Raw genomic sequence first — 25,140 nt, forward strand, 5'->3', positions numbered from 1 at the left:
ATTCTCCCGACAAATCAGGGTGGCGCGGTGGACGATGCGGACTGGAACCGGCTGATCAGTCAGCTCCGCAGGGGCGACTGCACGCCCTTCCTCGGCGCGGGCGCCTGCCGGACCCTCCCCAAGGGGACGGAGCTGAGCCGCCACTACGCCGCCCGCTACGGCTATCCCTTCGCCGACGCCCACAACCTCGCCCGCGTCATGCAGTACGCCGAGGCGGTGGTGCGCGACCCCGTGGACCTCAAGGACGACGTGTGCCGGTTCCTGCGGGCCCACCCGCGGCCCGCCCCGGCCGATCCCGCCGACCCGCACGCGCTGCTGGCCTCCTTCCCCCTCAAGGTCTTCCTCACCACGAACTACGACGACTTCCTCCACGAGGCGCTGCGCGCGGCGGGCAAGGCGCCCTCCAGCGAGTTCTCCGCGTGGTGGGACACCGGCCCCGCCGACGTGCCCGTCCTGCCCGAGCCCACCGTCGACAAGCCGCTCGTCTACCACCTGCACGGGACCTGGTCCCACCCCGCCTCGATGGTGCTGACCGAGGCCGACTACCTGTCCTACCTCGTCAACATCGTGGAGGCGTCGGCGGCCGACGGGCGCCACCCGCTGCCCTCCCCCGTCCTCAACGCGATGGCCGGCCGGCCGCTGCTGTTCATCGGCTACAGCCTGCAGGACTGGACGTTCCGGGTGCTCTTCCACGGCCTGGCGCGCAGCACCCCGCGCAGCAACCGGCGCCGGCACGTGAGCGTGCAGCTGATGCCGGAGGTGGACGACTCGGCGAGCGACGCGGCGGACAAGGCCAAGCGCTACCTCGTCCACTACCTCAACGGCTGGAACATCTCGATCTTCCTGGGCACCGCGGCGGAGTTCTGCGAGGAGCTCCGGCGCAGGATGGAGGCGACACCGTGACCACCACCGGGACCGGCACGGGGGCCGCCGCGGAGCACGGGACCGGCCGGGCGGCCGGGCCGTACGTGGGGCTGCGCCCCTACGGCGAGGCGGAGCACGCGCTGTTCTTCGGCCGGGAGCGGGAGGCGCGCGAGGTCGCCACCATCTGGCAGGCCACCGGGCTCACCGTGCTGTACGGGGCGTCGGGCGCCGGCAAGACCTCCCTGCTCCACGCGGGCGTGCTGCCCCGCCTCGACCCCGGCCGCGCCGACGTGCTGCCCGTCGCGCGCGTGTCGCCGCGCGGAGCTGCCTCGCCCGGGCCGCGCGTGCCGGGCAACCCCTACGTGCTGGCGCTGCTGTCGGCCTGGTCGCCGCAGGAGCCGCCCGCGGCGCTCGCCGGGCTGACGGTCTCGGAGTTCCTGGCGCGACGCCCGGAGCGCCTCGACCGGTACGGCGACCCGGTGCCGGTGCTGGTCGCCGTCGACCAGGCCGAGGAGCTGTTCGGCGGCCCGGCCCACCGGCACGAGGAGCAGGCCGAACTCCTGGAGCAGCTGGCCCGGGCCTCGGCGGAGCACGGCGGGCTGCACCTGCTGCTGGCGCTGCGCGAGGAGTACGTGGCCGCCGTCCTGCCGTACGAGCGCTCGCTCGGCCAGGGCTCGCGGGCCCGCTTCCACCTGCGGCCGCTCGGCCGCGCCGCCGCGCTCGACGCGGCGACCGGGCCGCTGCGGCACACCGGGCGCTCCTTCGCGCCCGGTGCCGCCGAGCTGCTCGTCGACGACCTGCGCACGGTCACCTACGCCGACGACGAGGGCCGGACGACGACCATGGCGCTGGACGAGGTCGAGCCGGTCCAGCTCCAGGTCGTCTGCTCCGCGCTGTGGGAGTCGCTCCCGCCGGACGTCACCGGGATCACCGCCGAGCACGTGAACCTGCACGCCGACGTCGACCGGTTCCTGACGGGCTTCTGCAGGCGCGCGCTCGCCGAGGTCGCGGCCGGGCACGGCGTCCCCGCCACGGAGATCCAGTTCTGGCTGCGCAGCGTATTCGTCACCGAGCACGGCACCCGCAACACGGTCTACGAGGGGCTGCACGAGACCGCCGGCATGCCGAACGCCGTGGCCAGGGCACTGGAGGACCGTCACCTGCTCAAGGCCGAGCACCGGCTGGGCATCCGCTGGTACGAGCTGGCGCACGACCGGCTGATCGCCTCCGTACGCCGCTCGGAGTCCCCCTCCGCCTATCTGACGGACGCCCGCGCCGCGCTGTCCCGGCAGGACTGGGAGGCCGCGCGCAGGCTCGCGGACGAGGCGATGCGGGTCGCGGAGTTCGGCGAGACCTGGGTGCGGGCCGAGGCGCAGGAGATCCTGGGCACGGTGGAGGCCGCGCGGGGTGAGGCCGACGGCGCCCGGCGCCGCTTCGAGGAGGCAGCGGAGATCTTCGCCGGCCTCCAGCGGTTCGACGGGGTGGCCCGGGCGCTGACCGCCGAGGGGCGGCTCCGGCTGGCGCAGGGCGACCACCTGGCAGCGGTGGAGCTGCTCAAGGGGGCGCTCACCTGGGCGCCCAACGACCTGCCCGCCCGGCTGGCCCTCGGGCAGGCGCTGTGGCACGCGGGACAGCCGCGCGCCGCGCTCGCCTGCCTCAACGGGGCGGTGGCGCTGGCGGCGCGGCCCCCGGCCGAGGCGCTCGCCCTGCGCGGGGCGATCCACGCCGACCTGGACCGGCCGGCCGAGGCCCTGCGCGACCTGGACCGGGTCCGGCAGAACCAGCAACCGGACACGGTGGCCGCCCGCGCCCTGGCACTGGCGCTGGCCGGGCGTTTCGACGCCGCCGAGCAGGAGATGCTGGACGCGATCGCCACCGAGTCCGGCAGCGGCCCGGCGCTGCTCCGGGCCGCCCGCGTGCACGCCCTGCTCGGCCGGGTCCCGAACGCGGCGGAGCTGGCCCGGCGCGCGCTGGCCGCGGACGGCCCCGGGCTCCCCGCGCACCTGCGGCGGCAGGCCGAGGAGCTGCTGCGCAGGCCGGCGTGACCGCCGGCCGGGCCGCGGCCGCTCGTTCCCGCCGGAGATCCGCTGTGCTCCGGATACCGGGGTAGAGGGAGGGCATGGCATCTTCCTCACCTGCTCCGGCCGGGACCGTTCCCTCACTGTTCCGGCGTCTGGCGGCGCTGCGCGGCGGCCGCGCGTTCCACACGCGGGGGCGGTTCTTCCGGGCGGACCTGCGCGTGCTGCCGCACGCCGACCCGTATCTCGGCATCCCGGTCCTCGACGAACCCGGTGAGCGGGAGGTCCTGGTGCGGCTGTCGAAGGGGGCGTCCCTGCCGGGGGCGCTGCCCGACGTGCTGGGCCTGGCCGTACGGCTGCCGTGCGCGTCGGCGGCCGGCGGCGCGCTGGACCTGCTGCTGTCCACGAGGGGCTGGCCGAAGTGGCTGCCCTTCCCCAGCGCCGGATTCGGCTCCGGCGTCTTCTCCACGCTGATCCCCTACCGGCACGCGGCCGGACGGATCCGGTTCCTGGCCGTGGCGGCGGAGCGGGGCCGGGCGCGCTCCGCCGACCCGGAGGCGGCCGCCCGGGCCGTCGCTCTGGCGCCGCTGGACTTCGTCCTCGGCATCGAGGGCTACCGCCGCCCGCTCGCCCGCCTGCGGCTGCACACGCCGCTCCCGGACGGGGAGGCCGTCGCGTTCGACCCCATGCTCCACTGCCACCCGGCGCTGCGCCTCCCCGGCCGGCTGGCGCGGATCCGCGAGGCCGCCTACGCCGGGTCGCGGCGGGGACGCCGTTCCCCCGCCGTCCGGGAGGAGTTCACCGAACCCGTGCATACTGTCCCGATCGGGTGATCTTCTGGTGGGGAGGGGCGGATGGGCGGGCCGGCCGGCGGGTCGCGGCGGGAGGGCCGGGAGGTGCCTGCGGGCCGGATGCTGGCCGAGGTCGCCGCGGTCTTCCTGAAGCTGGGCGTGATCGGCTTCGGCGGACCGGCCGCGCACATCGCGATGATGCGCGAGGAGCTGGTGCGGCGGCGCGGCTGGGTCTCCGACGCGCGTTTCCTCGACCTGATGGGCGCCGTCAACCTGATCCCGGGGCCGAACTCCACCGAGCTGGCCGTCCACCTCGGGCACGAGCGGGCCCGCGGCCGGGGGCTGGTCGTCGCCGGAGTGTGCTTCATCCTGCCCGCTTTCGCCATCGTCCTCGGCCTGGCCTGGGCGTACACCAGGTACGGGCGGACCCCGGCGGTCGAAGGGCTGCTCTACGGGATCAAGCCGGTGGTGGTGGCGATCGTGGTGTGGGCCCTGGCCGGACTGCTGCGGACCGCGGTCAAGGGCCCGCTGACCGGCGTGCTCGCCGCGGCCGCCCTGGCCGCCTACCTGCTCGGGGTGAACGAGCTGCTCGTGCTGGCGGCCTGCGGGCTGCTGGCCGCGGCGGCGCGCGTGCCGCCGGGCCGGCCGGCGGGCGGCCTCCGGCTGGCGGTCCCGCTCCTGCCGTACCTCGGCGATCCCGCCGGCGGGCGGCTCGCCGAGCTCTTCCTGACCTTCCTGAAGATCGGCTCGGTGCTGTACGGCAGCGGCTACGTCCTGCTGGCCTTCCTGGAGGGCGACCTCGTGGAGCGCCTCGGGTGGATCACCCGGGCGCAGCTGCTCGACGCGATCTCGGTCGGGCAGGTCACCCCGGGGCCGGTCTTCACCACCGCGACCTTCCTCGGCTACGTGGTGGCCGCCCTGCCCGGCGCGGTGCTGGCGACGGTGGGGATCTTCGCCCCCTCGTTCGCCCTCGTCGCCCTCCTGACGAGGATCGTCGACCGCGTCCGCGGCCGCGCCTGGTCGGCGGCGTTCCTCGACGGGGTCAACGCCGCGGCGCTGGCCCTGATGGCGGGGGTCACGCTGGAGCTGGCGGGCGAGGCGTTCCCGGACCCGCTGACCGCCGGGCTGGCCGTGACCGCCTTGGTCCTGCAGTGGCGGACCCGGCTCAACACCGCCTGGTTCATCGCGGCGGGCGCGGTGGCCGGGGTTGTCCGCGTGCTCCTGTCCGGGTAGGCCGGCGGCGGTTCACAGATCCCGCCAGAGGCGGCCCTCGCCGGCGAGCGGGTCGTGCGCGAGGCTCCCGGGGACGTCGAAGACCCGGGTGGGACGGCCGGGCGCGCCGTACGGGGGCCAGCCGGGGTCGCCGTCGGCGGCGAAGCGCGTCCAGGCGGCGTGCATGGCCTCGGCGAGCTCCCGCGGCGGGTCCGGGCCGCAGACGCGGTCCACCCCCTCGGCGTCCAGGTGGTCGAAGACGAACGGCAGGTCCACGCAGTGCCCGGCCCCCACCGCGCCGCCGCGTACAGGCGAGCGCCAGCGGAACTCGTAGGCGTGCACGGGGCGCCCGGCCGCCGCGCCGGCCTCGGCCAGGCGGAGGGCGGGCACCCGGAAGAGGCGGTCGGTCAGGATCTGGGCCAGGACCTCGCGGCCGGCGGGCAGCCGCTCCTCGTAGAACCGGCGGGCCCGCGGGCCGGCGCCGAACGCGCGCAGGGCGTCGCGGTACTCCCGTTCGCCGAGCGGGCCGGGCCGGCCGCGGACGAGCGCGTTGAACTCCTCCCGGGTGGTGCCGGTGAGCAGCGCGGCGGGGTGGGCGGTGCCGTCCCGGATCGCCTCGTACGGGCTGCGGGCCACGACCTCGCCGTCGTTGACGGGGTTGAAGCCCTTGGGGCCGGGCCGGAAGACCGCACCGAGCGGGCCGGGTGCCGGTCCGTCGGGGCCGAGCGAGCCGTAGGCCGCCACGAGCTCCTGCGGGGAGAACGCCGCGAGCGCCTCGCGCGTGGGCGGCACGCCGAGCCGGCGGGCGAGGGCGCGCGCGGCCTCGCGGGCGGGCTCGACCGGCTCCCACGTCACCGCCCCGCCGCTCATGGTGATCACCCGGTGGAGCAGTCCGGCGGCCGCCGGCACCGCGAGCAGGGTCACCGCGGCCTGCCCGCCCGCGGACTGCCCGGCGACGGTCACCCTGCCGGGGTCCCCGCCGAAGGCGGCGATGTTGTCGTGGACCCAGGTCAGCGCGCGGACCCAGTCGAGCACGCCGAGGTTGGCGGGGGCGCCGTCCAGCGGCAGGAAGCCCTCGACGCCCAGCCGGTAGTTGATCGCGACGAAGACCACGCCGTCGCGGGCGAAGGCGGTCCCGCGGTACCAGGGGCTGGCGTTGCAGCCCGCGCCGAAGGCGCCGCCGTGGATCCAGACCAGCACCGGGAGCCCGGCGGCGCCGGGGTCGGGGGTGAAGACGTTGAGGTTGAGGCAGTCGTCGCCCGGGATGAGCGGCTCGGGCACGCCCTCGCCGGGGTCGTGCGGCGCCTGGGGCGCGGTCGGCCCGCAGGCGCGGCAGCACCGCACCCCGTCCCAGGCGGGCGGCGGGACCGGGGCGGCGAAGCGCAGGCCGCCGACCGGCGGCGCGGCGTAGGGGACGCCGAGGAACTCGGCCACGCCGTGTGCCCAGCGCCCGCGCACCCGGCCGCTCGTGGTCACCGCCTGCGGATCCATGCCGGGGTGTCTACCCGGTCGCGGGCCCGCCGACCGGGCCGCGGCGGATCAGGTCGGCGTGGTGAGGGGGTTCTCCCCCGCGGGGGACTCCCGCTCCGCGGCCCCGCCCGCCGGGAGGGGGTCCAGGACGGCCCCGGCGGGCGCGGGGGCCTGCCACGGGGGCGTCCGGCGCCGGAGGATGCCCAGCGGTACGGCCGGCCGGCCCCTGTGCTCGGCGACCTTCCGCTCGATCAGGTCGAGGACGGGGGCCCGCAGGTCGACGTGGCCGAACCCGCCGAAGGCGGGGAAGGAGTTGGTCTCCAGGATGACCGGTCCGCTCCGGCTCCGCAGCAGGTCGACGCTCATCAGGTCCAGCTCCGCCGCGCGGGCCGCGCGCTCGGCGACGGCCACCTCCTCCTCGGTGAGGGCCACCGGCCGGCAGACGTCCCCGGGCCCGTTGGACCGGAAGTCCCCGGGGCGGCCGGTCTGCTCGACCGCGGCGACGAACCTGCCGCCGACGAGGACCACCCGGTGGTTGCGGCCGGCGGCCTCGGCGACGAACCGCTGCACGAGCAGCGGCGTCCCGCGGCCCCGGATCGCCTCCGCCCGCTCCAGCAGTTCGTCCTCGCCGCGGGCGAGGGTGACCTCCGCTCCCCGCGCCCCGTCCGGCTGCTTGAGCACGACGGGGTAGCCGTAGGCCCGGGCGAACAGCCGCAGCTCGCGGTCGTCGGGGCAGAACGCGGTGGCGGGCGTCGGCACGCCGCAGGCGGCCAGCCGGACGTGCGTGGCGAACTTGTCGGCCGAGCGCAGCACCGCGGCGGTGGAGTTCAGGTGCGGGACCGTCCGCTCGACCGCGCCGAGGATGGTCAGCCCCGGCAGGGCGTCGGTGGACATCTGATGGATGATGCCGTCCACCGCGAGCGGGAGGCCCTCGGCGCAGAGCCTCGGGCCTCTGTCGTCGAGCGCCACGCTCAGCTCGTTCCAGGAGACGACCAGCGGCAGATGCCCCCGCTCCCGCGCCCCCTCCTCCAGGTATCTGATGTCCTCGTTCGCGGGGCCTTCGCCGATTATGATCAACAGGCGGAGTCCCGGACCGTTCACCCCGTTTTTCATACTCCGGGTAGTTCCCTGATTACAGAAAGTAATCCCCGGGCGGGCATGGACCGCCGTCGCGCACGGAAAAACCGGTTGACGGGGTCCTTACCCTTGACGGGCCCTTCACCGCCCCGGTGACCGGCGTCAACCGAAGACCGTGAGGAGTGTGCTGCCTGACCATGCCCCCTGACACCGCTGACTCCGGCTCGAAACCCGTCTCTCGACGGCCACGGCGCCCGCGCCTCGCGGGGACGCGCTCGCTGTGGCGGATGAAGTCCTACCTGCGTCCCCACTCCAGGCGGCTGGCCGTGGTCTGGCCGGCCGCCTTCGCCGCGACCGGGATCGCCATCGCCGTCCCGCTGATCGCCGAACAGGTCGTGGACGGCCCCGTCGCCCGGGGCGACACCGCCGGCCTGGTCGCCCTGTCCCTGCTCGTCCTGGCGCTCGGCGTGCTGGAGGCGCTGCTCACCTTCGTGCGCCGGTGGCTGATGGCCGACATCGTCCTCGGGCTGGAGACGGACATCCGCGACGACCTCTACGCGCACCTGCTCCGGCTCCCGATGGCCTTCCACGGCGCCTGGCAGTCCGGCCAGCTGCTCTCCCGGGCGACGGCCGACCTGTCGACGATCCGGCGCTTCCTCGGCTTCGGCCTGCTCTTCCTCGTCCTGACCACCCTGCAGATCACCACGGTGACCGTGCTGCTGCTGCAGAAGTACTGGCCGCTGGGCCTGCTGGTCGCCGCGGCGGCGATCCCGGTCGTGATCCTCTCGCTCCGCTTCGAGCGCCGCTACATCGAGGTCTCCCGCAGGGTCCAGGACCAGCAGGGCGACCTGGCCACCGTGGTCGAGGAGTCCGCGGCCGGCATCCGCACGATCAAGGCGTTCGGCCGCGGCGGGCACGTCTTCGGCGTCTTCGACTCCGGGGCCCGCCGGGTCTACCGGACCTCGATGGAGAAGGTCCGGCTCTCGGCCCGCTTCTTCACCTTCCTGGAGGTGGTGCCGAACGTCACCCTCGCCGCGGTGCTGCTGCTCGGCGCGCTGGCGGTCGGCTCGGGCGCGCTGAAGCTCGGCGCGCTGGTGGCCTTCACCATGCTCATGCTCCAGCTGGTGTGGCCGATCTCGGCGCTCGGCTTCCTGCTGGCGATGGCGCAGGAGGCGATGACCGCGGCGGACCGGGTGATGGAGGTGCTGGACGTCGAGCTGGCCATCACGGGGGGCGTCCGGACGGTCGATCGGCCCCGCGGCCACCTGCGGTTCGAGGGCGTGGAGTTCCGCTTCCCCGGCGCCGCCGAACCGGCGCTGCGCGACGTCTGGCTGGAGGTGCGGCCGGGCGAGACGGTCGCGGTGGTCGGCGCGACGGGGTCGGGCAAGACCACGCTCACCTCCCTGGTCCCCCGGCTGCACGACGTCACCGCGGGCCGGGTCACGATCGACGGCCACGACGTGCGCGACCTGTCGCTGCCCGCCCTGCGCTCGATGGTCGCCACCGCCTTCGAGGAGCCGACCCTGTTCTCCATGAGCGTGCGGGAGAACCTCACGCTCGGGCGGCCGGACGCCACCGACGAGGAGATCGAGGCGGCGCTGCGCGTGGCGCAGGCGGAGTTCGCGCACCGGCTGCCCTGGGGGCTGGAGACCCGGATCGGCGAGCAGGGCATGTCCCTGTCCGGCGGCCAGCGCCAGCGGCTCGCCCTGGCCCGCGCGGTGCTGTCCCGGCCCCGGGTCCTCGTGCTGGACGACACGCTCTCGGCACTCGACGTGGAGACCGAGGCCCTGGTGGAGGAGGCGCTCCGGCACGTGCTCCGGGACACCACCGGGATCGTGGTCGCGCACCGGGCCTCCACCGTGCTGCTCGCCGACCGGGTCGCCCTGCTCTCCGGCGGCACGGTCGCGCACGTCGGCCGCCACCAGGAGCTGATGGCCGACGTGCCGGAGTACCGGGCGCTGCTCTCCGCCGACCTGGACGAGGACGCCGGGGACGCCGGGGGCGCCGCCGTCTCCGGCGGGCCGGGCGGGGGCTCCGGCGGTCTCGGCGACTTCGGCGACTTCGACGGCGACGTGGACGCGGAGGGGGCGCTGCGATGAGCGGTCAGGACACGACGAACCCGACAGACCCGGCAGACCCGGCGGCCGCGGAGCGCACGGCGGTGAGGACGCCCGCGCCCGGGACGGCGGAGCCGTCGGGCACGGCGGAGGGACCGACGGGAGGAACGGCGGAGGAACCGGCCGGGGGGACGCGGGACTGGCGCGGCGTGGCCGCCGAGGACTCCGACGAGCTGCCCGAGCGGGTCTCCTTCCTGCTGCGGGCCCGCTCCCGGCGGCTGCTCGGCGAGCTGCTGGGACCGTACCGCGCCCGGATCGCGGTGCTCGTGGCGCTCATCGTGGCCTGCAACGCGGCCTCGCTCGCCATCCCCTACCTGGTGAAGGTGGGCATCGACGCGGGTGTCCCGCCCATGCTGGCGGGCCGGGGTCCGGGCACGCTGACGGCGGTCGTCGCGGCGGTGCTGGCGGCGGCGGCCGTGCAGGCGACGACCCGGCAGGCGTTCCTGCAGCTGGCCGGCCGGATCGGCCAGCGCGTCATCCTGGAGCTGCGGCGGCGGGTCTTCCGCCACTTCCAGCGCCTGTCGCTCTCCTTCCACGACGACTACACCTCGGGACGGGTGATCTCCCGGCTCACCTCCGACATCGACGCCATCGCCGAGATGCTCCAGTCGGGCTTCGACAGCCTCGTCACGGCCGTGCTGACGCTGATCGGCACCGCCGTCGTCCTGCTCGTGCTGGACGTGCGGCTGGCTCTGGTGGCCCTGCTCCCGCTCCCGGTCCTGCTGCTGTTCACCCGCTGGTTCCGGCGGCAGTCGAGCATCGCCTACCGCCGGACCAGGCAGACCGTGGCGCTGCTGATCGTCCACTTCGTGGAGTCGATGGCCGGCATCCGGGCGGTCCAGGCGTTCCGCGGCGAGCCGCGCAACCAGGAGATCTTCGCCCGGCTCAACGCCGACTACCGGGACGCCAACGTGCGGAGCATGCGCCTGGTCGCGGTCTTCTCGCCGGGGATCAAACTGATCGGGAACGTCACCGTCGCGGCGGTGCTCTGCTACGGCGGCCTGCTGGTCTCCGAGGGGTCCGCGAGCGTGGGCACGCTCGCCGCGTTCCTGCTCTACCTGCGCCAGTTCTACGAGCCGATGCAGGAGATCAGCCAGTTCTACAACACCTTCCAGTCGGCCGGGGCGGCGCTGGAGAAGCTCTCCGGCGTGCTGGAGGAGCGGCCGGCGGTCGCCGAGCCGCGCGTACCGGTCCCGCTGGAGCGCCCGGCGGGCGGGATCCGGTTCGAGGGGGTGGAGTTCGGCTACCGGCGGGACACGCCGGTGCTGTCCCGGATGGACCTGGAGATCCCCGCGGGGCAGATCGTGGCGCTGGTCGGCCCCACCGGGGCGGGCAAGACCACGCTGGCCAAGCTCGTCGCCCGGTTCTACGACCCGGTCGCGGGCCGCGTGCTGCTCGACGGGGTCGACCTGCGCGACCTCGGCGAGGACACGCTGCGGGCCGCGGTGGTCGTCGTGACGCAGGAGAACTTCCTGTTCAGCGGCTCGGTCGCGGACAACGTCCGGTTCGGCCGGCCCGGCGCCACCATGGAGGAGGTGGTCGGGGCCGCCCGGGCCGTCGGCGCCCACGACTTCATCGCGGCGCTCCCGGAGGGGTACGACACCCCGGTCGGCAAGCAGGGCGGGCGCCTGTCGGCGGGGCAGCGGCAGCTGGTCGCCTTCGCCCGGGCCTTCCTGGCCGACCCGGCCGTGCTGGTCCTGGACGAGGCGACCTCCAGCCTGGACGTGCCGGGTGAGCGGCTGGTGCAGCGGGCCATGCGGACGATCCTGGCGGGCCGGACCGCGCTGATCATCGCCCACCGGCTCTCCACCGTCGAGATCGCCGACCGGGTACTGGTGCTGGACGGCGGCGGCGTCGTCGAGGACGGCCCTCCCGAGGCGCTCATCGCCGCGGCGGGCCGGTTCGCGGACCTGCACCGCGCCTGGCTGGACAGCATTTCGGACGCGCCCCGCACCACCGGGTGACCGGGCCGTCTCCGCGGCGGCGGCGTGGCCGCCGCCGCGGGGGCGGCACGTCGGCACCACGGTCATTAACCGGTTAATTCCAGCGACCCGGACGATAAGAGGCGATGGCGACGGTTACGCCGCAGTAGCGAGTAGTAAGCTGCGCGATGGCCATGAAACAGTTAAGCGGACGCCTGTGCTGGGGGACGAGATGAAACGACCGACCATTGCGGACATCGCCCGCCGGGCGGGGGTCTCCAAGGTCGCGGTCTCCTACGCGCTGAACGGCCGGGCCGGGGTGTCGGAGGCCACCCGGGCCAACATCATGGCCATCGCCGCCGAGATCGGCTGGCGCCCCAACAGCGCCGCCCGGGCGCTGAACGGCGCGCGGGCGCACACGGTCGGGCTCGCGCTCTGCCGCCCGGCCCGCATCCTGGGCATGGAGCCGTTCTTCATGGAGCTGATCAGCGGCATCGAGGCCGAGCTCTCCGTGCGGTCCTACGCGCTGATGCTCCAGATCGTCCCCGACCACGACCAGGAGCTGGCCGTCTACCGCCGCTGGTGGGGGGAGGGCCGGGTCGACGGCGCGTTCGTGGTGGACCTGCACTTCGACGACCCCCGGGTGGCCGAGCTGGAGGCGCTGGGCATGCCCGCGGTCGTCATCGGCCACCCCTCGCAGGCCGGTTCGCTGGTCTCGGTCTGGTCCGACGACAGCGCGGCCGTGCGCGAGACCATCGAGTACCTCGCCGCGCTGGGCCACCGCCGCATCGCCCGGGTCGCGGGGCTGCCCCGGCTGGTGCACACCGCCCTGCGCGACCGGGCCTTCACCGAGGCCTGCGAGCGGCTCGGGCTGACCGGCCACGCCGTCGTGCACACCGACTACACCGGCGACGAGGGCGCCCGCGCCACCCGGCGGCTGCTGAGCTCCCCCGACCGGCCGACCGCGATCGTCTACGACAACGACATCAGCGCCGTGGCCGGCCTCTCGGTCGCCCAGGAGATGCGGCTCGACGTCCCGCGCGACCTGTCGATCGTCGCCTGGGACGACTCGCCCCTCTCGCAGGTCGTGCACCCCCCGCTCACCGCGCTCAGCCGGGACATCCCGGCGTACGGCGCGCACGCCGCGCGCCGTCTGCTCGACCTGGTGGCCGGGGAGCGGGTCCCCTCCTTCGAGGACCAGGCCGCCCGGCTCACCCCGCGCGGCAGCACCGCCCCTCCCCCGGCGTAGGAGGCGCCGGGCCCGCACGCCGGGGCGGGGCGGCGCCTCACGCCCGGCGCAGCGCGGGCAGCAGTTCCTTCTCCGCCCAGCCGATGAACTCCCGCTGGTGCTCGGCGCCGATCTGCACCAGGGCGACGTGGGTGAACCCGGCGTCGGTGTAGGCGCGCACGGCCTCGACCACCGCGTCCACGTCGGCGCCGCACGGGACCTTCTGCGCGACGTCCTCCGGGCGCACGCTCTCGGTGGCCGCGGCGAAGTTCACCGGCGCGGGCAGCTCGGCCATGACCTTCCAGCCGGGCAGCGCCCAGCGCCACAGCCGGTGCGCGCGCTCCACCGCCGCCGCCGGGTCGGGGTCGTAGCAGACCGCCAGCTGGCCGTAGACCGGCCTGCCCTGCCCGCGCGAGTCGTTGAACCAGCGCACCAGGTCGGTGTCGGGCTCCACCGCGACGAGCGCGTCGCCGTACCGGGCGGCGATGTCGCCGGACTGGGCGCCCGAGGCGGCGATGGCCAGCGGCACCGGCTCCTCGGGCAGGTCGAACAGCTTGGCCGAGTCGACGTCGAAGTACTCGCCCCGGTAGGTGAAGTACCCGCCCTCGAAGAGCCCCTTGATGATCTCGATGGCCTCGCGGAACATCTCGTGCCGGGTGTTGACGGGCGGCCAGCCCTGGCCGATCACGTGCTCGTTGAGGTTCTCCCCCGCGCCCAGCCCGAGCGTGAAGCGCCCGCCGCTCAGCACCCCCACGGTGGCGGCCTTCTGCGCCACCACCGCCGGGTGGTAGCGCATGATCGGGCAGGTCACGTACGTCATCAGCGGCAGGTTCTCGGTGGCGTACGCCGCCGCGCCGAGCACCGACCACGCGTACGGCGAGTGCCCCATCTCCTCCAGCCACGGGAAGTAGTGGTCGGAGACGACCGCGTAGTCGAATCCGGCCCGCTCGGCCGCGACCACGTCGTCCACCAGCTGCCGGGCGGGCGTCTGCTCGCACATCATCGTGTATCCGATTCGCGTCATGCCCGGGTCCCTACCCGGCCCCGCCGTGATCCTTCCCGGCGGGGCGGATCGGGACCGCGGGCACGCCGCTCACAGCCCTTGGGCCAGGCGGTAGTAGGCCTGGTTCCAGCGCAGCTCCTTGGCGAACCGCCGCGGGGTGGTGTCCGCGTCGATGACGAGCAGCTCGACGCCGAGCATGTCGGCGAAGTCGGCCAGCTCCTCGGTCCCGACCGCCGCCGACAGCACGGTGTGGTGCGGGGCGCCGGCGGTCAGCCAGGCCTCGGCGGAGGTGCGCAGGTCCGGGCGGGGCCGCCAGACGGCACGCGCCACCGGGAGGTTCGGCAGCGGCTCGGCGGGCTCGACCACGTCGATCTCGTTGGCGACCAGGCGGAACCGCTCCCCCATGTCCGCCAGGCCCACCACCACCGCCGGTCCGGGCTCGGCGTCGAAGACGAGCCGGACCGGGTCCTCCCGGCCGCCGATGCTCAGCGGGTGGATCTCGCACGACGGCGTGCCGGCGGCGATCGTCGGGCAGACCTCCAGCATGTGCGCGCCGAGGATGAGCTCCTGCCCCGGCACCAGGTGGTAGGTGTAGTCCTCCATGAACGAGGTCCCGCCGGGCAGGCCGGCGGACATGGTCTTGAGCGTGCGCAGCAGCACCGAGGTCTTCCAGTCGCCCTCGCCGCCGAAGCCGTACCCGTCGGCCATCAGCCGCTGCACGGCCAGGCCGGGCAGCTGCCGCAGGCCGCCGAGGTCCTCGAAGTTCGTGGTGAAAGCGCCGAACCGGCCCTCCTCCAGGAAGCCCCGCAGGCCGAGCTCGATGCGGGCGGCGTAGCGCAGCGAGCCGTGCCGCTCGCCGCCGGCGCGCAGCTCGGGCGCGACCTTGTAGAGGTCCTCGTACTCGGCCACCAGCACGTCCACCTCGGTGTCCGAGGCGGCCTCGACCGCGGCGACCAGGTCGTTGACGCCGTAGGTGTTGACCGAGACGCCGAAGCGGCGCTGGGCCTCCACCTTGTCGCCCTCGGTGACGGCCACGTCCCGCATGTTGTCGCCGAACCTGGCCAGCCGGAGCGAGCCCACCTCGGCGCGGCCGGCCGCGGCCCTGGCCCACGCCCCGATCCGCATCGCGACCGACGGGTCGCTGACGTGCCCGGCGACGGTCTTGCGGGGCACCCCGAGCCGCGCCTGGATGTAGCCGAACTCCCGGTCGCCGTGGGCGGCCTGGTTCAGGTTCATGAAGTCCATGTCGATGGACCCCCACGGCAGTTCCAGGTTCGCCTGGGTGTGCAGGTGCAGCAGCGGGGTGCGCAGCGCGTCCAGGCCGGCGATCCACATCTTGGCCGGGGAGAACGTGTGCATCCAGGCGATCACCCCGATGCACCCGTCGGCGGCGTTCGCCTCCAGGCAGACGCGGCGGATCGCGTCGGCGTCGGTGAGCACGGGTTTCCACTCCACCCGGGCCGGGACGGCACGGGCGCCGCCCGGTGCCCCGGCCGGGGTGCCGTGCGGTGCCCGGCCCAGCGCCTCGTTCAGCGCCTCGGCGATCCGCCGGGACTGCTCGGCCACCTGGTGCAGCGTGGCCTCGCCGTACAGGCCCTGGCTCCCGGTGAGGAACCAGATCTCGCGGCCGTGAGGGGGATTCATCTGTGCGGACTCCTTGTGCACGGGCATCAGCGCTGCCCGTAGACGTTCTGGTAGCGGTCGTGGAGGCGGTCGATGTCGGTCTGGGGGATCGGCAGCGGTTCGCCGAGCTGCCGGGCGACGTGGACGGTGCGGGCGACGTCCTCGCACATGACGGCGGCCTTGACCGCGGCGCGGGGGTCGGCGCCGATGGTGAAGACCCCGTGGTTGCGCATGAGGACCGCCGGGGAGCGGTGGCCGCGGAGCGTGCCGACGACGCCCCGGCCGATGTCGTCGCCGCCGATCAGGGCGAACGGCCCGACGGGGATCTCCCCGCCGAACTCGTCGGCCATCGCGGTGAGCACGCACGGGATGGGCTCGCCGCGCGCCGCCCAGGCGGAGGCGTAGGTCGAATGGGTGTGCACGACGCCGCCGACGTGCGGCATCTCCCGGTAGACGTAGGCGTGCGCGGCCGTGTCGCTGGACGGGGCGAGGTCTCCGTCGACCAGGTCGCCGTCGAGGTCGCACACGACGATGGACTCCGGTGTCAGGTCGTCGTAGGAGACGCCGCTCGGTTTGATGACGAACAGGTCGGCGCCGGGCACCCGGCCCGAGACGTTGCCCGCGGTCCAGGCCACGAGGCCGTAGCGGACCAGTTCGGCGTGGAGGCGGCAGACGGTCTCCCGCAGGAGCCGGACGCCGTCGGTGACGGCGCTGGTGACGGAGGGGGTCATGGCTTCTCCCTGGCCGGGACGGGGACGGGGACGGCGGGGGCGGTCATGCGCCCGCCCTGTTGCGCAGCGCGCGCAGCCGGTGAAGGACGTCGTTGCCGCCGGAGGCGGCGAATCCGGCAGGGCCGCCGGAGGCCGCAGAGCCGCCGGGGCCCTCGCCCCGGCCGAAGTGGTCGTGGAGGCGGCGGTACTCGGCGTACAGCAGGTCGTAGGCGGCCGCGCGGGCGGGGTCGGGTAGGTAGGCGGCCTCGGTGCGCTTGCCCATCGCCGCCGCGGCGGCGGTGATGTCGGGATGGGCCCCGGCCGCCACGGCCGCGTGGATCGCCGAGCCGAGGGCGCAGCCCTGCTCGGAGCCGATCACCGAGAGCGGGCGGCGGAGCACGTCGGCGTAGACCTGCATGAGGAAGCGGTTCTTCAGCAGGCCGCCGGCGGCGACGAACTCCCGCACCGGCACGCCGGAGGTCTCGAACGCCTCCACGATCGTGCGGGCGCCGAAGGCGGTGGCCTCGATGAGCGCCCGGTAGGTGTCCTCGGGGCGGGTGGCGAGCGTCTGGCCGACGACCACCGCGGACAGGTCGTGGTCGACGAGCACCGACCGGTTGCCGTTGTGCCAGTCCAGTGCGACGAGGCCGTGCCGGCCGACCTCCTGCCCGGCGGCGAGCGCGGTCAGGTGCTCGTGCACGCTCACGCCCAGCCGCTCGGCCTCGCGCTCGTAGGAGCCGGGCACGCAGGTCTCGACGAACCAGCCGAGGATGTCGCCGACGGCGGACTGGCCCGCCTCGTAGCCCCACAGCCCCGGCACGATCCCGTCGCGGACCACGCCGCACATGCCGGGGATCTCGGCGAGGGCGTCGGAGGGCATGATGTGGCAGGTCGAGGTGCCCATGATCGCGACCATCTGGCCGGGCCGTACGGCGTCCGCGGCGGCCGCGGTGACGTGCGCGTCGACGTTGCCGACGGCGACCGCGATGCCCTCGGGCAGGCCGGTCCAGGCGGCGGCCGTCGCGGACAGGGTGCCGGCCAGGCCGCCGAGCGGGACCGGCTCCGGGCCGAACTTGCCGGTGAAGCCGGTGAAGCCGGGGTTGAGCTCGGCCAGGAACTCCTCCGACGGGTAGGCCCCGTCCTGGCGGATCGCCTTGTAGCCGGCCGTGCAGACGTTGCGGGTCTCCACACCGGTCAGCTGCCAGACGATCCAGTCGGCGGCCTCGATCCAGCGCTCGGCGGCGCCGTAGACCTCAGGGTCCTCCTCCAGGACCTGCAGGCCCTTGGCGAACTGCCACTCGGAGGAGATCTTCCCGCCGTAGCGGGGCAGCCAGGTCTCGCCCCGCTTGGCGGCGACCGCGTTGATCCGGTCGGCGTGCGGCTGGGCGGCGTGGTGCTTCCAGAGCTTCGGCCAGGCGTGCGGCCGGGCGGCGAAGCGCTCCGTCTCGCACAGCGGGGTGCCGTCGGCGGTGGCGGGCAGCACCGTGCAGGCGGTGAAGTCGGTGCCGATGCCGATGACGTGCTCCGGGGGGACGCCGGCGGCGGCGACGGCCTGCGGGACGGCGGTGCGCAGCACCTCGCGCCAGTCCCCGGGCGACTGCAGCGCCCAGTCCGGTCCCAGGCGCACGTCCGTGCCGGGCAGCCGGTCGTCGATCACCCGGTGGGCGTACTCGTGCACGGCGGCGCCCAGTTCGGCGCCGTCGGAGACCCGCACCACCACGGCGCGGCCCGACAGCGTGCCGAAGTCGACGCCGACCGTGTAGCGGTCGCTGTTAGCGTTCACACTCTCTCCCGGGTCAGGGGGTTGCTGGGGTACGGCTCCGCGGCCGGGCCGGTGGGGCCCGGCCGCGCAGATGAGGCGCCGGTCAGGTCCGGCGCGCGGAGATGAGGCGCTGGAGCAGGATGAAGGCGAACAGCAGCAGGCCGATGAAGATCTTGGTCCACCAGGAGCTGAGGGTGCCCTCGAAGCTGATGATCGTCTGGATCAGGCCGAGGACCAGCACGCCGAGCACGGTGCCCGCCAGATAGCCGGACCCGCCGGTCAGCAGGGTCCCCCCGATGACGACGGCCGCGATCGCGTCCAGTTCCATGCCGACCGCGTGCAGGCCGTACCCGGAGAGCATGTAGAGCGAGAGCAGCACGCCGCCGAGCGCGGAGCACAGGCCGCTGATCGTGTAGACCATGATCTTCGTCCGGGCCACCGGCAGGCCCATGAGCAGCGCCGACTGCTCGCTGCCGCCGACGGCGTAGACGCTGCGGCCGAGCCGGGTGTAGTGCAGCACGTACGCCGCCGCGAGCACCACCGCCAGGGCGATGACGACGCTCACCGAGACGAACATGCCGCCGGGCAGCCCGATCTGGGTCTGGGCGACGGCCGTGTAGGCCGGGTCGGTGATCGGGATCGAGTCGGTGCCGATCACGTAGCACAGGCCGCGGGCCAGGAACATGCCGGCCAGCGTGACGATGAACGGCTGGATGTCGAAGTAGTGGATCATGCAGCCCATCGCGAGGCCGAGCGCCGCGCCGATGAGCAGCACCAGCGGGACGACCAGGACCGGCGGCCAGCCGGGACCCGCCATGAGGCTCGCCGAGACCATCGTGGAGAGCGCGACCACCGCGCCGACCGACAGGTCGATGCCGCCGGTGAGGATCACGAAGGTCATGCCGACGGCGACCACGAGCAGGAACGCGTTGTCGACGAAGACGTTGAGCACCACCTGCCCGGTGGCGAAGCCCTCGTAGCGCACGCCGCCGGCGGCGAACATCGCCACCAGCAGGCCGGCCGTCACCAGGACGGGCAGGTAGGTGCTCCGCTGGCCGGACAGGGCCGACCGGCCGCGGGTCAGGACGCCGGTGCTCATGCTGCGACCTCCACCTTCTCGTCGGTGGCCGCGGGCGCGGCCGGACCGCGGCGCCCGCGGCGCCGGAACGCCTTCTCGCGGAAGGACGGGGACTGCGCCAGGCAGACCGCGGTCACCACGAGCGCCTTGAACAGCAGCGTGGTCTCCGGCGGGACGCCGACGGAGTAGATCGTGGTGGTGAGCGTCTGGATGATGAGCGCGCCGAGCACGGTGCCGGCGAGCGAGAACCGGCCGCCCATGAGGGAGGTGCCGCCGATCACGACGGCGAGGATGGCGTCGAGCTCGATCCACAGCCCCGCGTTGTTGCCGTCGGCGCTGGAGACGTTGGAGCTGATCATCAGTCCGGCGATGCCCGCGCACAGCGCGCAGAACGCGTAGACCGCCACGGTCAGCCCCCGCGAGCGGATGCCCGCCAGCCGGCTGGCCGTCGCGTTGCCGCCGATGGACTCGATGAGCAGGCCCAGGGCCAGGCGCCGGGTCAGGAAGGCGGTGGCGGCCAGGACGGCCAGCACGATGAGGATGCCGAACGGCAGGGTCAGCCAGTAGCCGCCGCCGATGAGCTTGTAGGGGTCGCTGTTGACCGTGATGATCTGCCCGTCGGTGATCAGCTGGGCGAGGCCGCGCCCGGCGACCATGATGATCAGCGTCGCGATGATCGGCTGGATGCCGACCGCGGCGACGAGGAAGCCGTTCCACGCCCCCAGCGCCACCGCCAGCGCCAGCGCCAGCCCGACGGCGGCGAGCACGCCGCCCACGCCGTCCTGGTCGGGCAGCTCGCTGATCCGCAGGCAGGCCAGGGCGCCGGAGATGGCCACCACCGAGCCGACCGACAGGTCGATGCCGCCGGTGGCGATGACGAGCGTCATGCCGATCGCCACGAGGATCAGCGGCGCTCCGAAGCGGACGATGTCGATGAGGCTGCCGTAGAGGTGGCCGTCCTTCATCTCGATCGACAGGAAGCCCGGCGTGAACGCCACGTTCGCCAGCAGCAGCAGGGCGAGGACGGCGCCGGGCCACAGCAGGCGGTGCCTGGCGAGGGCGGTCATGCGCGCCCTCCGCTCGCGATGGTCTCCATGAGGACTCCGGTGGTCAGGCCGTCGTCGTTGGGCAGTTCGGCCACCAGGCGCCGGTCCCGCAGGACGCCGACCCTGTGGCTGAGCCGCAGCACCTCTTCGAGCTCGGCGGAGACGAACAGCACGGCCATGCCGCCGTCGGACAGCTCGGCGACCAGGCGCTGGATCTCCGCCTTCGCGCCGACGTCGATGCCGCGGGTGGGCTCGTCGAGGACGAGCAGGCGGGGTTCGAGGATGAGCCAGCGGGCCAGCAGGACCTTCTGCTGGTTGCCGCCGCTGAGGTTCCTGACGAGCTGGTCGGGGTCGCCGGGGCGGATGTTCAGCGCGGCGATGTACTTGGCGACCAGCTCGTCCTGGGTGCGCCGGGGGATCGGCCGGTGCCAGCCGCGCTTGGCCTGCAGCGCCAGGATGATGTTCTCCCGCACGGTGAGGTCCCCGATCAGGCCCTCCGTCCGCCGGTTCTCCGAGCAGAACGCGACGCCGCGGTTCATGGCCGCGCGCGGCGTGCGCAGGGTGACGGGCTCGCCGCCGATCCGCAGCGAGCCGGTGGTCGCGTGGTCGGCGCCGAACAGCAGCCGGGCGAGCTCGGTGCGGCCAGAGCCGAGCAGGCCCGCCAGGCCGACGACCTCGCCCTGGCGGATGGTGAGCGTGAACGGCTCGATCGCCCTGGCGCGGCCCAGCCCCTCGGCCTCCACCAGCGGGCCGCTCACCCGGGCCGGCGGCTTGCCGTCGAGCTTCTCCAGGTCGGCCAGCTCGCGGCCGATCATCTTGCCGACCAGCTCGACCTGGCCGAGCTCGCCGGTGAGGTACTCCCCCACCAGCGCGCCGTTGCGCAGGATCGTCATGCGGTCGGAGATCTCGTAGATCTGGTCGAGGAAGTGCGAGACGAACAGGATCGCGATGCCCTCCTCCTTGAGGCGGCGCATCACCCGGAACAGCTGCCGGACCTCCCCGGCGTCGAGGCTGGAGGTCGGCTCGTCGAGGATCAGCACCCGGGCGGAGATGTCGACCGCGCGGGCGATGGCGACCATCTGCTGGATCGCCAGGGAGTAGGAGGACAGCGGGGCCGACACGTCGATGCGCAGGTCGAGCCGGGCGAGCAGCTCGGCGGCGCGCCGCCGCATCTGCTTCCACCGGATCCGGCCCAGCCGGCGCGGCTCGCGGCCGATGAAGATGTTCTCCGCGACCGAGAGGTTCGGGCAGAGGTTGACCTCCTGGTAGACCGTGCTGATCCCGGCCTGCTGCGCCTGGAGGGGGCTGGCGAAGGCGACCGGCGCCCCGTCCAGCTCGATCCGGCCGGCGTCGATGTCGTGCACGCCGGTGAGCACCTTGATGAGGGTCGACTTGCCGGCGCCGTTCTCCCCCATCAGGGCGTGCACCTCTCCGGGCAGCAGCCGGAAGTCGACGCCGTCCAGCGCCTGCACGCCGGGGAACTGTTTGCTGATCCCGCTCATCCGCAGGATCGGGGCGGGTGCGGCCATGGGGCGGCCCTTTCCTCGGGAGGGAGGGGCCGCTCGCGGGGCTCAGGATCCGCGAGCGGCCCCGTCCGGTCTAGTACGGGCGGGTGGGCAGGACGGCCTTGGCCTGCTCCTGGGTGAACGTGGTCTCCTCGGTCAGCACCCGCTGGGGCACCTGCTCGCCGGCGACGACCTTCTTGGCCAGGTCCATCAGCTGCGGGCCGAGGATGGGGCTGCACTCGACGATGAAGTTGATCTTCCCGTCGGCGAGCGCCTGCATGCCGTCCTTGACCGCGTCGACCGTGATGATCTTGATGTCCTTGCCGGGGACCTTGCCCGCGCCCTCGATGGCCTCGATGGCGCCCAGGCCCATGTCGTCGTTGTGCGCGTACAGCACGTCGATGTCGGGGTGGGCCTTGAGGAACGCCTCCATGACCTCCTTGCCCTTGGCCCGGGTGAAGTCGCCGGTCTGCGAGGCGATCACCTTGAACTTGGGCTCGGCCTTGATGATCTCGGCGAAGCCGTCCCTGCGGTCGTTGGCGGGCGCGGAGCCGGTGGTGCCCTGCAGTTCGACGATGTTCACCGTCTCGGTGGAGTCCTTGTACTCCTCCACCAGCCACTTGCCGGCCTTGCGGCCCTCCTCGACGAAGTCGGAGCCGAGGAAGGTCTTGTAGAGGCTGGTGTCCGCCGAGTCCACCGCCCGGTCGGTGAGGATCACCGGGATCTTGGCGTTCTGCGCCTCCTTGAGCACGGTGTCCCAGCCGGACTCCACGACCGGGGAGAAGGCGATGACGTCGACCCGCTGCTGGATGAAGGAGCGGATCGCCTTGATCTGGTTCTCCTGCTTCTGCTGGGCGTCGGAGAACTTCAGTTCGATCCCGGCCGCCTTGGCCGACTCCTGGATGGACTTGGTGTTGGCGGTGCGCCAGCCGCTCTCCGCGCCCACCTGGGAGAAGCCCATGGTGATCTTTCCGTCGTCGGCCCCTCCGGAGCCGCCGGACCCTCCGGACCCGCCGGAGCCGCCGCTCGCGCAGCCGGCCGCCGCCAGGGCGGTGACACCGGCGAGCAGCAGCGCTGACATCCTCTTGAACACGGTCGTTCTTCCTCTCCGCCCACCTTCGGCGAGCCTGTTTCCGTTAGCGTTAACATCACGTCGCGACGTCACCCCCGATCCCTCCGCGACCCGCTTATGGCCGGACCGGCGCGGTGCTGGCCCTGGCCACGAACTCCGGCGGGACCACGAACGCCTCGCGCCCCCACCGCTCTCCCGCCTCTATCCGCCGCAGCAGCATCTCGATGCTGCGGCGGCCCACCGCGGCGAAGTCCTGCCTGACCGTGGTGAGCGGAGGCGAGAAGAACTCCGACTCGGGGATGTCGTCGAACCCGACGACGCTGATCCGCTCGGGGACCCGCACCCCCTCCTCGGCGAACGCCCGCAGCACTCCGAGCGCCATCTGGTCGTTGGCCACGAACACCGCGGTGACCCCGGCCATCCCGGCCAGGCGGCGCCCGGCCTCGTATCCCGAACGCGGGCTCCAGTCGCCGGGGAGCACCTCGGGCGCCCGGCGGCCGGCGGCGGACAGCGCGGCCCGCCACCCCTCGACCCGCCCCTCGGCCTCCAGCCAGTCCGACGGACCGCTCACGTGCCAGACCGTCTCGTGGCCGAGGCCGAGCAGGTGCTCGGTGGCCAGGCGGGCGCCCGCGACCTGGTCGACGCTGACCGTGGAGACGTCCCCGGCCTCGCCCCCCTCGACGGCGACCACCGGGACGCCCGAGGGCAGGTCCGCCAGTGCGCGGGCCGCCGAACGCTGCGGCGCGACCACGACGATGCCGTCCACCGACTGCTCCGCCAGGTAGTCGAGCGCGTCGCGCACCCCCGCCCGGTCGATGGACGTGAGGCTGACGATGCTGACGAAGTAGCCCGCGGCCCGGGCCGCCTGCTCGATGCCGTAGACCGTGCTCGCCGGGCCGTACAGGGTGGTGTCGAAGCTGACGACGCCGAGAGTGCGCGAGTGCCGGGTGACCAGGGCGCGGGCCACGAGGTTGCGCCGGTAGCCCAGCCGGTCGATCGCCTCCAGGACCCGGGTCCGGGTCTCGGCCCGGACGTTGGGGTGGTCGTTGAGCACCCGCGAGACCGTCTGGTGCGAGACGCCCGCCAGCCGCGCCACGTCCGCCATCACGGGCAGGCGCTCCTTGCTCGGTGCCACGGGCGGCTCCCCTCGTCGTCGGACCGTCTGCGTCAGACTGTGAGCGTTAACAACACGCCGCGTCAAGCACTTCTCCGGTTACGGTCGGATTACGCCGCCCGGGCGTGAAACGTGACGTCAGTCCGGTCTTGACGGCGGGACCGCGAGGCCCTTCAATGGGGCACCACAGATCTGTTAACGCTCACATCGACGGTCCGCGGCGACCGGCGGCGCTCCCGTGCGATCCGCGTGGAGCGGACCGCACGGGACGGCGCGGACGGCCGGGGAGGTCGCGAGGATCAGCTTCCGTAGGCGGGGTGCCCGAACCCGACGATGTTGGCCATGGTGCGCGTGCGGGTGACGACCCTGTCGCTGATGTTGCCCTCGACGGTGGTGACCGAGCCGTCGGGGTTCACCCCGGTCACCAGGCCCACGTGGTCGATCGCCGCGATGCTGCGCGAGCCGGCCCAGTCGAAGAAGACCAGGTCGCCGACCTTCGGCTTGCGGTCGAAACGGCCCTGCTCGTCGAACCACTCGGCGTGCCAGGGGGTGTAGGCGAAGACCCCCATCCGGTCCTGCACGCCGTTCTGCACCCCGACCCAGGCCAGGAACATGTCGCACCAGGCCGCGGCGGCGAAGCCCTTCTGGCCGGTGTAGCGGTCGTACCAGGTGCCGTAGGAGGTCGTGCCGTCCTTCTTCTCGCCCTCGCCGACCCGGGCGAGCGCGGTGGAGACGACCCGCCGCACCTGGGCGGCGGCGCTGCTGTGCGCCCCGCTCTCCGCGGCCGGCAGGCCGGGCGCCTGGAGCCCTCCGGCGAGCTCCTGCGCGAGACTCCCCGCGAGGTCCTGCGTGAGGCCTCCCGCGAGGCCCTGCGTGGGATTCCCGGCGAGGTTCTGCGCGAGGCTCCCCGCGAGGTCCTCGGTGAGACCTCCGGCCAGGCCCCCCGCCGGGTCCCCGGCCCCGCCGGTCCCCGGCTGCGCGGGGGCCTGGAGCCCGCCTCGGAGCTGGGCCTGCGCCTGCGCGATCTGCGCCTGGACCTGCGCGAGCCGGTCCTGGCCCGCCACCTGCGGGACGGCCGTCCCGGAGGCCCCGCCGGTCCCGGTCCGCGCGGAGGGCCCGGTGGCCGCGGACGGCCGCTGCGCCGTCCCGCTCCGGAGCGTCTCGATGTTGGACTGGATCTCGGCGATCCGGGCCTGCATGTCCCCGAAGGGGGTCGCATCGAGCCTGTGGTCGACGGCCGTGCGGGCGTCGGCGGCGGCCGGTCCGGCGGACAGGACGGAGAACCCGGTGACGGCGGCGAGGGCCAGGCCCGCGGAGACGCCCCCGCGGTAGAAGACGCGCGACAGAGCGGACAAGGACGCGTTCCCTTTCTGCTGCCCGCGGGGAGGGGCCCGCACCACGGCGGGTGGCGGGCCGGAGAAGGCTCCCGGCGCGGGGAGGACCACCCGCCGGGACCGGCGCAGACCTGCGGGCAACCACGGTCCGCGCACATCCTGCTGTCGCCTAGACCGTCGGCGACCGCGGACCG

General features: G+C 74.0%; 19 protein-coding genes. 7 read left to right on the plus strand and 12 right to left on the minus strand.

What is annotated here, in order from left to right:
- Positions 1-27: 27 nt before the first annotated feature.
- From ABD823_RS13765 to chrA, 4 genes are all read left to right on the plus strand, one after another.
- Positions 28-903, plus strand: a complete 876-nt coding sequence (locus tag ABD823_RS13765) for an SIR2 family NAD-dependent protein deacylase (protein ID WP_344859444.1) — start codon at positions 28-30, stop codon at positions 901-903.
- On the plus strand, positions 900-2,909 hold the full coding sequence (locus ABD823_RS13770) for a tetratricopeptide repeat protein (RefSeq protein ID WP_344859446.1): 2,010 nt from the start codon (positions 900-902) through the stop codon (positions 2,907-2,909). The genes ABD823_RS13765 and ABD823_RS13770 overlap by 4 nt, the downstream gene beginning before the upstream one ends.
- Positions 2,910-2,983: 74 nt before the next feature.
- Positions 2,984-3,715, plus strand: a complete 732-nt coding sequence (locus ABD823_RS13775; protein ID WP_344859448.1) for a hypothetical protein — start codon at positions 2,984-2,986, stop codon at positions 3,713-3,715.
- A 21-nt stretch (positions 3,716-3,736) separates the two neighbouring features.
- Positions 3,737-4,906 (plus strand): chromate efflux transporter, encoded by a 1,170-nt coding sequence (gene chrA, locus ABD823_RS13780; protein ID WP_344859449.1) that lies wholly within the window; start codon positions 3,737-3,739, stop codon positions 4,904-4,906.
- A 12-nt stretch (positions 4,907-4,918) separates the two neighbouring features.
- Here chrA and ABD823_RS13785 read toward each other — a convergent pair whose 3' ends face one another.
- Together ABD823_RS13785 and ABD823_RS13790 are read right to left on the minus strand one after the other, a co-directional pair.
- On the minus strand, positions 4,919-6,376 hold the full coding sequence (locus ABD823_RS13785; protein WP_344859451.1) for a carboxylesterase/lipase family protein: 1,458 nt from the start codon (positions 6,374-6,376) through the stop codon (positions 4,919-4,921).
- A gap of 48 nt (positions 6,377-6,424) precedes the next feature.
- Positions 6,425-7,432 carry an ATP-grasp domain-containing protein gene (locus ABD823_RS13790; protein ID WP_344859453.1) on the minus strand — a complete coding sequence of 336 codons (1,008 nt, stop codon included), beginning with the start codon at positions 7,430-7,432 and terminating at the stop codon, positions 6,425-6,427.
- A 287-nt stretch (positions 7,433-7,719) separates the two neighbouring features.
- Here ABD823_RS13790 and ABD823_RS13795 point away from each other — a divergent pair, with 287 nt between their 5' ends.
- The 3 genes from ABD823_RS13795 (at position 7,720) to ABD823_RS13805 (ending at position 12,720) form a co-directional block, all read left to right on the plus strand.
- Entirely contained in the window at positions 7,720-9,531 is a 1,812-nt protein-coding gene (locus tag ABD823_RS13795; protein WP_344859455.1) for an ABC transporter ATP-binding protein, read from the plus strand.
- Between the two features lie 167 nt (positions 9,532-9,698).
- Positions 9,699-11,513: an ABC transporter ATP-binding protein gene (locus ABD823_RS13800; RefSeq protein WP_344859457.1), complete on the plus strand. Its 1,815-nt coding sequence runs from the start codon at positions 9,699-9,701 to the stop codon at positions 11,511-11,513.
- A 190-nt stretch (positions 11,514-11,703) separates the two neighbouring features.
- The gene (locus tag ABD823_RS13805) at positions 11,704-12,720 is read left to right on the plus strand and encodes a LacI family DNA-binding transcriptional regulator (protein ID WP_344859459.1); all 1,017 of its coding nucleotides are present in this window, start codon (positions 11,704-11,706) and stop codon (positions 12,718-12,720) included.
- Positions 12,721-12,757: 37 nt separating this feature from the next.
- Here ABD823_RS13805 and ABD823_RS13810 read toward each other — a convergent pair whose 3' ends face one another.
- The 10 genes from ABD823_RS13810 to ABD823_RS13855 form a co-directional block, all read right to left on the minus strand.
- The gene (locus tag ABD823_RS13810) at positions 12,758-13,723 is read right to left on the minus strand and encodes a TIGR03557 family F420-dependent LLM class oxidoreductase (RefSeq protein WP_344859461.1); all 966 of its coding nucleotides are present in this window, start codon (positions 13,721-13,723) and stop codon (positions 12,758-12,760) included.
- 69 nt (positions 13,724-13,792) lie between these two features.
- Positions 13,793-15,346, minus strand: coding sequence for an L-arabinose isomerase (gene araA / locus ABD823_RS13815; RefSeq protein ID WP_344859463.1), 1,554 nt, complete (start codon positions 15,344-15,346; stop codon positions 13,793-13,795).
- A 26-nt stretch (positions 15,347-15,372) separates the two neighbouring features.
- Entirely contained in the window at positions 15,373-16,056 is a 684-nt protein-coding gene (locus tag ABD823_RS13820; RefSeq protein WP_344859465.1) for an L-ribulose-5-phosphate 4-epimerase, read from the minus strand.
- A gap of 43 nt (positions 16,057-16,099) precedes the next feature.
- Positions 16,100-17,818: a ribulokinase gene (araB, locus tag ABD823_RS13825; protein ID WP_344859467.1), complete on the minus strand. Its 1,719-nt coding sequence runs from the start codon at positions 17,816-17,818 to the stop codon at positions 16,100-16,102.
- Between the two features lie 82 nt (positions 17,819-17,900).
- Positions 17,901-18,896: a galactofuranose ABC transporter, permease protein YjfF gene (gene yjfF, locus ABD823_RS13830; protein ID WP_344859469.1), complete on the minus strand. Its 996-nt coding sequence runs from the start codon at positions 18,894-18,896 to the stop codon at positions 17,901-17,903.
- Entirely contained in the window at positions 18,893-19,942 is a 1,050-nt protein-coding gene (locus ABD823_RS13835; RefSeq protein WP_344859471.1) for an ABC transporter permease, read from the minus strand. Before ABD823_RS13835 ends, yjfF begins: the two co-directional genes overlap by 4 nt.
- Entirely contained in the window at positions 19,939-21,450 is a 1,512-nt protein-coding gene (locus tag ABD823_RS13840; RefSeq protein ID WP_344859473.1) for a sugar ABC transporter ATP-binding protein, read from the minus strand. The genes ABD823_RS13835 and ABD823_RS13840 overlap by 4 nt, the downstream gene beginning before the upstream one ends.
- 70 nt (positions 21,451-21,520) lie before the next feature.
- Positions 21,521-22,519, minus strand: a complete 999-nt coding sequence (locus tag ABD823_RS13845; RefSeq protein WP_344859475.1) for an ABC transporter substrate-binding protein — start codon at positions 22,517-22,519, stop codon at positions 21,521-21,523.
- A 94-nt stretch (positions 22,520-22,613) separates the two neighbouring features.
- Entirely contained in the window at positions 22,614-23,633 is a 1,020-nt protein-coding gene (locus tag ABD823_RS13850; RefSeq protein ID WP_425566606.1) for a LacI family DNA-binding transcriptional regulator, read from the minus strand.
- 278 nt (positions 23,634-23,911) lie between these two features.
- The gene (locus ABD823_RS13855; protein WP_344859477.1) at positions 23,912-24,967 is read right to left on the minus strand and encodes a CHAP domain-containing protein; all 1,056 of its coding nucleotides are present in this window, start codon (positions 24,965-24,967) and stop codon (positions 23,912-23,914) included.
- Positions 24,968-25,140 lie beyond the last annotated feature (173 nt).

Source organism: Planomonospora alba, from assembly GCF_039534085.1.
Taxonomy (GTDB): domain Bacteria; phylum Actinomycetota; class Actinomycetes; order Streptosporangiales; family Streptosporangiaceae; genus Planomonospora_B; species Planomonospora_B alba.